Annotated in this window: 8 protein-coding genes; all 8 read left to right on the plus strand. The window is 56.7% G+C overall.

Annotated elements, in window-relative coordinates:
* Window positions 1-96 precede the first annotated feature (96 nt).
* The 8 genes from leuC to ACXAFI_RS04875 all read left to right on the plus strand — a co-directional run bounded on the left by leuC (window position 97) and on the right by ACXAFI_RS04875 (window position 11116).
* Window positions 97-1545 (plus strand): 3-isopropylmalate dehydratase large subunit, encoded by a 1449-nt coding sequence (gene leuC, locus ACXAFI_RS04840; RefSeq protein WP_475107884.1) that lies wholly within the window; start codon window positions 97-99, stop codon window positions 1543-1545.
* Window positions 1545-2192, plus strand: a complete 648-nt coding sequence (gene leuD, locus ACXAFI_RS04845; protein WP_475107885.1) for a 3-isopropylmalate dehydratase small subunit — start codon at window positions 1545-1547, stop codon at window positions 2190-2192. Before leuC ends, leuD begins: the two co-directional genes overlap by 1 nt.
* Before the next feature lie 30 nt (window positions 2193-2222).
* Window positions 2223-3281 carry a 3-isopropylmalate dehydrogenase gene (gene leuB, locus ACXAFI_RS04850; RefSeq protein WP_475109797.1) on the plus strand — a complete coding sequence of 353 codons (1059 nt, stop codon included), beginning with the start codon at window positions 2223-2225 and terminating at the stop codon, window positions 3279-3281.
* Window positions 3282-3370: 89 nt separating this feature from the next.
* On the plus strand, window positions 3371-4486 hold the full coding sequence (gene asd, locus ACXAFI_RS04855; RefSeq protein WP_475107886.1) for an aspartate-semialdehyde dehydrogenase: 1116 nt from the start codon (window positions 3371-3373) through the stop codon (window positions 4484-4486).
* A 191-nt stretch (window positions 4487-4677) separates the two neighbouring features.
* Window positions 4678-5673, plus strand: a complete 996-nt coding sequence (locus tag ACXAFI_RS04860) for an Asd/ArgC dimerization domain-containing protein (protein WP_475107887.1) — start codon at window positions 4678-4680, stop codon at window positions 5671-5673.
* A 197-nt stretch (window positions 5674-5870) separates the two neighbouring features.
* Entirely contained in the window at window positions 5871-9290 is a 3420-nt protein-coding gene (locus tag ACXAFI_RS04865) for a motility hub landmark protein FimV (RefSeq protein ID WP_475107888.1), read from the plus strand.
* A gap of 169 nt (window positions 9291-9459) precedes the next feature.
* On the plus strand, window positions 9460-10353 hold the full coding sequence (gene truA / locus ACXAFI_RS04870; RefSeq protein ID WP_475107889.1) for a tRNA pseudouridine(38-40) synthase TruA: 894 nt from the start codon (window positions 9460-9462) through the stop codon (window positions 10351-10353).
* A 151-nt stretch (window positions 10354-10504) separates the two neighbouring features.
* Entirely contained in the window at window positions 10505-11116 is a 612-nt protein-coding gene (locus ACXAFI_RS04875) for a phosphoribosylanthranilate isomerase (protein WP_475107890.1), read from the plus strand.
* Window positions 11117-11334 lie beyond the last annotated feature (218 nt).

Below are 11334 nucleotides of genomic sequence, written 5' to 3' on the forward strand. Positions count from 1 at the left end.
AATTCCTTTTTGGAATACATTGGATAATAAATATAAATTGGTGTTATTTTTGAGTCCTGGGTAGACTCGAGCACTTAACTATTGAGAGGAACGGCTGTGGCAGGGCAAACACTCTACGACAAACTCTGGCAGGACCACCTGATCAAGATCCGTGACGATGGGTCCGCGTTGATCTATATCGACCGCCATCTGATTCACGAGGTGACCTCACCTCAAGCTTTTGAAGGGCTGCGCCTGGCTGGCCGGCAGCCCTGGCGTAAAGACTCCCTGGTCGCGACTCCCGATCACAATGTGCCTTCCGAAAGCGCTGAACGTGCGGCCGGTGTTAGCGGTATCCGCGACGATATTTCCCGTATCCAGGTGCAGACCCTGGATGAAAACTGCCGGGATTTCGATGTGGTGCAGTTCGGTATCAACGAGCCGGGGCAGGGCATTGTGCATGTGATTGGTCCGGAAACCGGCGCCACCCTGCCGGGTATGACGGTGGTGTGCGGCGATTCCCACACCTCCACCCACGGTGCGTTGGGGGCTCTGGCCCACGGCATTGGCACCTCCGAGGTGGAGCATGTGATGGCCACCCAGTGTCTGATCCAGCGCAAAATGAAGAATATGCTGGTACGCGTGGATGGCGAGCTGCTTCCAGGTGTTACCGCCAAAGACGTAGTGCTGGCGATTATCGGCAAGATCGGCACTGCCGGTGGTACCGGCTATGCCATTGAGTTCGGCGGCGAAGTCATCCGCAAGATGTCCATGGAAGGCCGCATGACCGTGTGCAATATGGCGATCGAAGCCGGTGCTCGCGCGGGCATGGTGGCAGTGGACCAGATCACCCTCGATTATGTGAAAGATAAACCCTACGCACCAAAAGGTGAGCATTGGGATAGAGCGGTTGAGGCCTGGATCCACCTGCATTCCGATGACGATGCGGACTTTGATCAGGTTGTAGTACTGCAGGGTGAGGAGATTGAGCCCCAGGTGAGCTGGGGGACTTCGCCGGAAATGGTTGTTCCTATTAGTGCCAATGTGCCGGACCTCGATGCCGAAGACGACACTACCAAACGCACTGGTATGCAGCGCGCCCTGGAATATATGGGACTGAGCGCCGGGCAGAAGATCAGCGATATCAAACTCGATCGCGTCTTTATCGGCTCCTGCACCAACTCCCGTATTGAGGACTTGCGTGCCGCAGCCGCTGTAGCCAAGGGCCGCAGCAAGGCCGGCAGTGTTAAGCAGGTATTGATTGTTCCGGGTTCCCAGGCGGTTAAGGCCCAGGCGGAGCGCGAGGGGTTGCACGAAATTTTTGTCGAGGCCGGTTTCGAGTGGCGCGAGCCCTCCTGCTCTATGTGCCTGGCAATGAATGCGGACAAGTTAGGGGCTGGTGAGCACTGCGCCTCCACTTCCAATCGCAACTTTGAAGGGCGCCAGGGTTACGGTGGCCGCACACACCTGGTCAGCCCCGCTATGGCGGCGGCAGCGGCGATTGCCGGACACTTTGTTGATGTGCGCGAGATGGCACCAGTGCAAGCGCAAGAGGAGATGGCCTGATGAGAGCATTTACCCAGCACCAGGGCATCGTGGTGCCTATGGATCGCGCCAATGTGGATACGGATCTGATTATTCCCAAGCAGTTTTTGAAGTCCATCAAGCGCACTGGCTTCGGCCCCAATCTCTTTGATGAGCTGCGCTACCTGGATGAAGGTTTTCCCGGCCAGGATTGCTCGAACCGCCCAATCAACCCGGATTTCCCCCTGAACTTCCCCCGTTATGAGGGTGGCTCGGTGCTGCTGGCGCGGGAAAATTTTGGCTGTGGTTCCAGCCGTGAGCACGCCCCTTGGGCGCTGGAAGATCACGGTTTTCGCGCAATCATTGCGCCCAGTTTTGCCGATATCTTCTTTAATAACTGCTTTAAAAATGGGTTGCTGCCAATTGTCTTGCCCGAAGCCGTGGTACACCGCTTGTTCGAGGAAACGCACGCGCAGGAAGGTTACACGCTCACGGTCGACCTTGAGCAACAGCGTATACATAAGCCCTGTGGCGAGACGATTGCCTTTGAGGTGGATGCCTTCTACAAGCACTGTCTAATTAACGGTCTCGATCATATTGGCCTGACCCTGGAGCACGCCGATGATATCCGTGCTTATGAAGCGGAGCGACGTGAAAAAGCGCCCTGGCTTTTCGATGCGGTTCAATAATTAAAGGAAATTCCTGTGACAAAGAAAGTGATGATTTTGCCGGGTGACGGCATTGGCCCTGAAATTGTTGAACAGGCCATGGCAGTGCTGGAGGTCGTATCCGGTAAATACCATTTGGGCCTTAGCTTTGAGCAGGGCCTGATCGGCGGTTCCTCCATTGATGCGCACGGTGAGCCGCTCACCGACGAAACACTCAAGGTCGCAGGTGAGTGCGATGCGGTATTACTCGGCGCAGTCGGAGGCCCCCAGTGGGATACCCTGGCGCGTGAAATTCGTCCGGAAAAGGGGTTGCTGAAAATTCGCAGCGGGCTCGGCCTCTATGCCAATCTGCGCCCAGCCATTCTCTATCCGCAGCTGGCCGACGCCTCTTCGCTCAAACCGGAAGTGGTGGCCGGGCTGGACATTCTGATTGTGCGCGAACTCACCGGCGGAATTTATTTCGGTGAGCCCCGCGGCATTCGCACCCTGGAAAATGGTGAGCGCCAGGGTTTCAACACCTATGTGTACAGCGAATCGGAAATTGAGCGCATCGCCCGCTCGGCTTTTGAGGCGGCGCAAAAACGCAATGGCAAGCTCTGCTCTGTCGATAAGGCCAATGTCCTGGAAGTTTCCGTGCTCTGGCGCGAAGTACTGGATCGCCTGGCGCCGGAGTACCCGGATGTGGAACTGTCACATATGTATGTGGACAATGCCGCGATGCAGCTGGTGCGTGCACCCAAGCAGTTCGATGTAATGGTGACTGGCAATATGTTCGGCGATATTCTCTCCGATGCCGCCGCCATGCTCACCGGTTCCATCGGCATGCTGCCATCCGCGTCCCTAAACGAAAACGGTTTCGGTTTGTATGAACCTTGCCACGGTTCCGCTCCGGATATCGCCGGGCAGGGCGTCGCCAACCCGCTCGCCACTATCCTGTCTGCGGCGATGATGCTGCGTTACTCCCTGGATATGGGTGAAGCGGCGGATGCCATTGAGGCTGCAGTCAGTAAGGTGCTGGAGCAGGGGCTGCGCACTGCCGATATTTACACAGAGGGTTGCCGCAAAGTTTCCACGGCGGAGATGGGCGCCGCTGTCGTCGCCGCGCTTTGAGCGCTGGTGACGGTAAAAATTTGCCCATTTCACTATCGCGCCACTTTCTCGGTGGCGCACTCAGATCACTTCACAAACAGGACAAAGCAATGCAGAAAATAGGTTTTATCGGCTGGCGCGGTATGGTTGGCTCGGTATTACTGGAACGCATGGGCGCCGAGGATGACTTTGCGCATATCGCTGAACCGATCTTCTTCTCTACCTCCAATGCTGGCGGCAACGCGCCGGATATCGGCCGCGAGTTGCCGCCGCTTGGCGACGCTTATGATCTCGATGCACTCGCGGCGCTGGATGCCATTGTCAGCTGCCAGGGCGGCGATTACACCAAAGAGGTTTTCCCCCGCCTGCGCGAGGCCGGCTGGCAGGGTTATTGGATCGATGCGGCATCCAGCCTGCGTATGCAGGAGGACGCGGTAATCGTACTGGACCCGGTCAACCGCGATGTGATCGACCGTGCCATCGATGCGGGGCAGAAGAATTTTATCGGCGGCAACTGCACTGTGAGCCTGATGCTGATGGCTTTGGGTGGCCTGTTTAAAGCGGATCTGGTGGAGTGGGTGAGTGCCATGACCTATCAGGCCGCCAGCGGTGCCGGCGCCAAGAATATGCGCGAGCTGATTGCGCAAATGGGCGCGATCCGGGACGGCGTGGCGCCAGAACTGGAAAATCCCGCCAGCGCCATTTTGGATATCGATCGCAAGGTGGTTGCGGACATGCGCTCGGCAGATTTCCCCACTGCGCAGTTTGGTGCCCCTCTGGCCGGCAGCCTGCTGCCCTGGATCGATACTCAGTTGGACAATGGCCAGAGCCGTGAAGAGTGGAAGGCTCAGGTGGAAGCCAACAAAATTCTGCAAACCCAGAGTCCAATTCCGGTGGATGGTACCTGTGTGCGTATCGGCGCAATGCGCTGCCACAGTCAGGCTTTTACTGTGAAGCTGAAAAAAGATTTGCCGCTAGCAGAAATAGAGCAGTTGCTGGACACTGCTAATGATTGGGTCAATGTGGTACCCAATGAGCGCGAAGCCACTCTGCAGCAGCTGACGCCCACAGCAGTGACTGGCAAGCTGGATATCCCGGTGGGGCGCCTGCGCAAGTTAAGCATGGGTCCAGAGTATCTGAACGCCTTTACCGTGGGCGACCAATTACTCTGGGGGGCAGCCGAACCCCTGCGCCGTATCCTGCTGATTTTGCTGGGTAAGCTGTAACTGGTACAGCTTGGTGTAAGTGCTCCAGCGGCGCATGTTGCAGCGTTTGTTAATAGAGGACATTTTGCCAAGCTGTGAACCCCATCAAGTAAAAAGCCGCTACTAGTTGTCATAGCGGCTTTTTCGATTTTCCCCCGCGGGTATAATCGCCCCCTCATTTTTTCCTTTCCAACCCAACGAAGTGAATAGCCATGTCCGAAGCCGCCCGCGAACTGGTCATCGTCGGTGTCGATAACGCCGCCTTTGCCCCTCTGCTGGAAATCCTGGAGGAGCGGGAAATTATTACCGCCGAGCAGCTGTGTTTGCTGGAGAGCGAGGAGCGCGAAGTCGATCCGCAGGTATTTGCCAATCGCAGTATTTCTGTGCAAGCCCTGGAGAAATTCGCTTTTGCTAAGGGGCAGGTGGTCATTTTGCTGGACTCCAGCGAAGCCATTAATGTGGCTATAACCAGCGCCGAAAACAGCGGTGCCTGGGTAGTGGATGCGGCGAACAACACCCGCGGCGACGAGAGTGTTGCCCTGATCCATCCCGCTTTCAACGCCGCAGAGCTGGCCAGCGCAGAGCGCCGCGTAGTGGCAGTGCCCAGTGCCGGCGCCGCCATGGTAGCCGAAGCACTATTTCCCCTGGCAGAAAATCTGCAGGGTGTGCAGGTGCAACTCAATCAACCGGTATCCGCCTTAGGCAAAGCTGCCATCGATGCCACTGCGGCGCAGACAGCGCGTATGTTCAGTGGCCAGGATGCGGAAGTCGATCCCGCCATTGGACACCGCCTTGCATTTAATCAGCTCAGCGCCAGTGAAGCCCTGCTCGCCAGTGGCCATACCCTCGGCGAGCTGACTTTAATTCACGACTTGCGCCGTTTGCTTGGCGATGGCGTCGCTATTGATGCCAGCATTAACACCGTTTCTGTATTTCACGGCCAGCTGGCCAATTTGGGCATTGTTTTGCGCGAAGAGGCGGACCTGGAAAAAATACGCGCACTGTTAGCCAATGGTGTGCGTCTTCAGTTGGCGGAGCAACCCTCGGCCGAAAATGCCGTGGGTAGTGACGTGACAATCATCGGTCGCTTGCGCCAAAGCCTACTTGGCAAGCGGCAGATAAACCTTTGTGCGGTGTCGGATAATCTGCGCAAAGACGTTGCAATGAACTGTGCACAAATTGCTCACTTGTTGCTAAAAAACTACTGATATTTAATACTTAGCCGCCATAGTGAAGGTGTAGTCTTAACTTTGGTCCGGCTGCGAATGGCGAATGATTCGCCCTGGTTGGTGGCCGCCCGTATGGCGGTCAATTAGTCGAACGATTACTGTTCAGTAATGGGGATTTTCTGAAGGCGCGCTTTTCGGAAGCCCTGGGAAGATTCTAACAATAAAGGGAATCGGATATGCGTGTGCGTAAGTTGGCACTTGCAGTTGGTCTAGTCGGTGCACTGGGAAGCAACGCGACTCTGGCGCTCGGACTGGGGGAGATCAAACTCAACTCCACCCTTAATCAACCGCTCAATGCGGAGATTGGCCTGCTGCAAACCCGCGGCCTGGATGATGCTGAGATCAAAGTGCGTCTGGCAGGGCCGGATGAATTTGACCGCGCTGGAGTAGAGCGCTCCTACCTACTCACTTCACTGCGTTTTGATGTGGATTATTCGGGCAGCAAGCCGGTAGTCCGTATTACCAGCCGCGAACCTATCCGCGAACCCTTTCTGAATTTCCTGGTTGAAACCCGCTGGCCCAGTGGACGCCTGCTGCGGGAATACACCCTGTTGATGGATCTGCCGGCGTTTTCACCGAACAGCGCTCAGCAGCCGGTGCGCGCGGCCGAGCGCGAGCGCCAGCAGGTGCGCCGCGATACCCAAGTTCAGAGACCTGCTCCGCGTCCTGCGCAACCCGCACCGCAGCCGGTTGTCGAGCCAGAAGTGGAGCAGCCCACTGAAGCACCTGCCGCACAGCAACCTGAGCCTGTGCGTCGTCAGCCGCAGCGCGCCTCTACAAATAGTGGCGATAGCAGCCAGGTTTACGGCCCGGTTTCCTCCGCCGATACCCTGTGGGAAATCGCCCTGGAAAATCGTGTTAGCCGCGAATTTTCCGTGCAGCAAACCATGTTGGCGATCCAGCGCCTGAATCCGGAAGCTTTTATCAACGGCAATATCAACCTGTTGAAAAAGGGTGCGGTGCTGCGTCTGCCCAACAACGAAGATTTGCGCAGTCTGAGCCTCACCGAGGCAATTTCCGAGGTGGCACAGCAGAATGACTCCTGGCGTCAGCGTAACCGCTCCGAGGAAGTCGCTACAGGAGCGCCGCTGGATGCGCGCCCCGTAGAAGAAGAGCGCCTCGCCAGCACCGAGATTGAAGGTCGCGTAAGCCTGACCGCCCCCGGCGACAACGAATCTGTTATCTCTGGCTCCGGTAGTGGTTCCGAGGATAGCGAGGCCCTGGAAGGCGACCTGACGGTAGCCGAAGAAGAGCTGGATAAATCCCAGCTGGAAAATACTGAGTTGCGCGAGCGTATCGCCGAACTCGATGAACAGATCGATACCATGGAGGCCTTGGTCGAGGTTTCCAATGATGAAATGCTCGCGGTGCAGGCCGCCGCCGAATTGTCTGATCCGCTTCTCGATACCAGCGAAATTGAAAGCGACGAGCTGGCCGACAATGAACTGGCCAACAATGAGTTGGACAGCGCGGAAGGTCAGCCGGAAGAAGCCTTTGCAGGCGAATCCCTCGATGATTCTATCGAGCAGAATACTGCGCAAGCGACTGCCGCCGAGCCGGAATCGCGCAATCGCGTAGTGTCCGTTCAAACCCAGCCCGAGCCCAGCCTGATGGAGAAGCTCGGCGATAATATGCAATTGGTCGGCATCGGTGCCGCAGGTTTGCTGGCGGGCCTGTTCGGTTTCTTTACCTGGCGCCGCCGCAAGGCTGAGCAGGAGGCTGAGCAGCAACTGGAGCAACAGCTGGCCGCAGAGGAATCCTCCCTGGACTTGCCTGAAGAGGCCGCCACAGCGGATGAAACCCTGGCCGCAGTGGAGAGTATGGAAGCCGACGATGCTTTCGACCTCAGCGACCTGGGTGATGTGGGTACCGATGACCCCATTTCTGAGGCGGAAATTCACCTGTCACTGGGACAGTACGAAGAAGCCGAGAGCAAACTGCTGCTCGGCTTGGAAAAAGACCCCCAGGTAGTGGATGCGCGCCTGATGCTGATGGAGGTTTACGCCCACAATCAGGATATTGAGAAGTTCGACGACCACTATATCCAGCTGCTTGCTATCAGCGATGGCCCTGCGGCCGACCGCGCGGCACGCCTGCGTGAAACGATTGCCGGTGCCCCTGACTTTGAAGCCCCGTCGATGGATTTCTCCAGCGAGTCGCTGGAAGCGGCACAATTGGACGATATTGGTGCCGCTCTGGACCAGGATTTCTCCGGGGCCGAGCCAGCCCATTCTAATGAGGAGGGCTTTAATGGCGATAACTCGCTACTCGACGACCTCACCATGGATCTGTCCCTGGACCATGAGAAAGCGGATGGCGAACTATCTACAGAGGAACTGTCCCTCGACTTGGATGACACCTTTGCGGAGCCGCCGCTGGACACGGGTGACTCCCTCGATCTGGATAGCGAGTTCAACCTCGATGATTTGGATCTCGATGACGCTCTGGATACCGATCAGGCCAACTCCCTGTTGGCGTCCAATAGTGATGAAGAGTTAAATCTCGACGATCTCGATTTAGGCGACTTGGATCTCGGTGACCTGAATACCACAGGGGCCGATGAACTGGCGCTGCAAGATTCGCTGGCTGGTGAAGCTGTCGCAGAGAGCGAAGCAGACCTTGCCCCAATCGATTTTGACACCTCTGAACTGGATCTCGACGCCTTGGCGCTCGACACCGCTGAGAGCCCTGAGGCTGGCGTTGATGAGTTGGCTGCTGAGCTGGAAGAGGCCGGTGTAGAGACTGAAAAGAGCAAGTCTAGTGGCTCCATTGGCGGTTTGGATTTTGAATTAGACCTCTCCATGATGGAAGGGGACGCTAAGGAACTGCACGCCGAAGAGGTCACGGCGGCTGAAGATAGCCTGGAAGCCCAGGAGTTGGAGGCTGTTGTCGATGCAGCACCAAGTGTGGGTAGCGAGGATGAGTTCTCGCTGGAGGCTTTCTCCGAGAACGACCTGGATATGATTGGCTCAGAGTTGGATGGTGAGTTGGATCTCGATAGCATTGATCTCGACGATCTTGCCGGGGATCTCGCTTCGACAGAATCTCTGGAGGTCGCAACCAGCGCCGCAGTTGCCGATAATGCCAAATCTAATGGCTTGCCACAGGAAGAGGATCTCGACTTCGATATGGCTTCCCTAGAGGCTACCGGTGAAGAGTTGTCTATCGGCGAAGGCGCTGTCGAAGAGGAGTTTTCCCTCGAAGACGAGCTGGCCCTGATCGACGAATCTACCGACGGGGACCTGGCTTTGGGGGTGGGCACCGAGAATGATCTCGATCTGGAGTCTGCACCAGCTCAGGAGCCACTTGGTCAGGAGCTGGCTGGCAATAAGCAGAGTAGTGAAGTGGCTGCTACACAACAGCAAGATGCCGAGTCCGAATTTGCCGGTTTGGATTTCAATTTGGAGAGCGATCTCAATTCCGAGCTCAGCCTGCTAGAAGGTGGCGACGAGATGGGTACCAAGTTGGAGTTGGCCCAGGCTTATATGGACATGGGTGACAAAGAAGGTGCCAAGGATATCCTCAAGGAAGTGGCCCAGGATGGTGGTGGCGAGCATAAGAACCGCGCAGAGGAGATGTTGGAGCGCATGGTTTAACCGCTTCACGACTCCGCCCCAAAAAAACCTCGCACAGGCTGCGAGGTTTTTTTATGTTGCCGGGGGCTCCCCGGCTAATTTTTCGCGCTCTATTCGAGTGGTCGGATTTTTCTACTAAATACTGCCCTCGGCTTTGGGGGCGGCACATCATCAGAGTAATTTTGCCGTTATGACGCAGGCGACAGATCGCGATTACATCTACAAAGCTAATGGAGAGGTCCCCCCCGGTGAACAGCTGCCCGAAGGGCTGCGTCGAATCGCACTGGGTGTTGAGTATTGTGGCGCGCGGCTGCACGGCTTTCAAAAACAGAAGTCTGCCGCCGAGACTGTACAGGCCCATCTGGAGCGGGCCCTCTCCAATATCGCTGCGGAACCTATCACCCTGGTTTGCGCTGGTCGTACCGATGCTGGAGTGCATGCCACGAATCAGGTGATTCACTTCGATACCCGTGCTCAGCGCCCGGAGCGCGCCTGGGTTCAAGGCGTGAATACCAAACTGCCGGACTCTGTGCGAGTGCGCTGGGTTCGTGAGATGCCGGCGCAATTTCATGCGCGCTTTTCTGCCCATGCGCGTAGCTATCGCTATTTAATTCACAGTGCGCCGACCCGCTCAGCACACAGTGCGGCCGAGGTGACCTGGACTCAGCACCCACTGGACATGGATGCCATGCGCGACGGGGCGAAGCACCTGATTGGCCGCCAGGATTTCACCAGTTTCCGCGCCTCCCAGTGTCAGGCCAAGAGCCCAGTGCGGGAAATCACCCGCCTGGATATCGCTCGTGTGGGGCAGTTGATCGTGTTGGAAGTGAGCGCCAACGCCTTCTTACACCATATGGTGCGCAATATTACCGGTGTTTTGATGGCCGTGGGGCGAGGAGAGCGCAGCCCCGACTGGGTACGGGAGGTGCTGGAGAAACGCGATCGTTCCGCCGGTGGAGTCACTGCGCCGCCATTCGGTTTATATTTGGTGGATGTGCAATATCCGCGGGAATTTCAATTGCCTGTCTGCGAACCGGGGCCTTTGCTGGTGCCCCTGGCACTCGGTACGCTCCCGCAGCTTTAAATAATAGGCGGATTTTATCGCGTATCCCTTCAGTCGGGCTCTCAGGGTGCAGTTTCGGCGAAATAGCACGCGTTTCGCCCTCCGTGTCAATCTGCTAGTATCCTGAGTTCCCTCATTTTTGTTGGCCGCTCGGCCGGCTCCAGGTTAAGCGATGCAAGTGAAGATTTGCGGCATCACCCGTGTAGAAGATGCCCTGATGGCTGTTGACGCCGGCGCGGATGCGCTGGGATTGGTCTTCTATAAGGCCAGTCCTCGCTATATCGACCCCAAGGCTGCCGCAGTAATTGCCGCAGCAGTTCCTCCCTTCGTGACCCTGACAGGCTTATTCGTGGATGCCGCTCAGAGTGAAGTAGATCAGGCACTGGAGTTGGTTCCCCTCAACCTATTGCAATTTCACGGTGAGGAAAGGGCCCGTTACTGCGAGCAGTTTCGCCGGCCCTATATCAAGGCTTTGCGCATGAAAGAAGGCCTGGATGTTGTCGCTGCAATGCAGGAACACCCCAAAGCACGCGGTTTTTTACTGGATGCCTATCGCCCAGGTGTTCCCGGTGGCACCGGTGAGACCTTCGACTGGGACAGAGTGCCGCAGAAAAGTGGCCGGTCCATAGTACTCGCCGGCGGACTGACTGCGGACAATGTTGCTGCAGCAATATCGGCAGCGCGCCCCCAGGGAGTGGATGTCAGCGGCGGCGTAGAAGAGGCGCCGGGTATTAAAGACCGGCAAAAAGTGAGTGCTTTTATTCGCGCAGCTAAGAGCAACTAGCTGGCGAGGCAGAATATTTTAGCGCCACAAGAATGTGTCGCTGCCGGTAAAGCCGGTACCAACCAGAAAATACAAGCAGCTCTGTATATCTGTACCGGTATTTTCTGGTGATGTTTGAATGGTTCAGAGGGAACTATTGTTGCGTAAGATGAAAGCGGCACAGGGAAGTGCCGCCGCCGGCAGTGCCGGCGCGAGCCAGTAAATACCAGCAGATCCAC

Source organism: Microbulbifer sp. ABH2_005, assembly GCF_056160005.1.

Bases quoted from the DNA above. Each gene is read 5' to 3' on its own strand.
- leuD (WP_475107885.1), top strand. From the start codon at position 1,545: ATGAGAGCATTTACCCAGCACCAGGGCATCGTGGTGCCTATGGATCGC.
- leuB (WP_475109797.1), top strand. From the start codon at position 2,223: ATGATTTTGCCGGGTGACGGCATTGGCCCTGAAATTGTTGAACAGGCC.
- asd (WP_475107886.1), top strand. From the start codon at position 3,371: ATGCAGAAAATAGGTTTTATCGGCTGGCGCGGTATGGTTGGCTCGGTA.
- ACXAFI_RS04860 (WP_475107887.1), top strand. From the start codon at position 4,678: ATGTCCGAAGCCGCCCGCGAACTGGTCATCGTCGGTGTCGATAACGCC.
- ACXAFI_RS04865 (WP_475107888.1), top strand. From the start codon at position 5,871: ATGCGTGTGCGTAAGTTGGCACTTGCAGTTGGTCTAGTCGGTGCACTG.
- truA (WP_475107889.1), top strand. From the start codon at position 9,460: ATGACGCAGGCGACAGATCGCGATTACATCTACAAAGCTAATGGAGAG.
- ACXAFI_RS04875 (WP_475107890.1), top strand. From the start codon at position 10,505: ATGCAAGTGAAGATTTGCGGCATCACCCGTGTAGAAGATGCCCTGATG.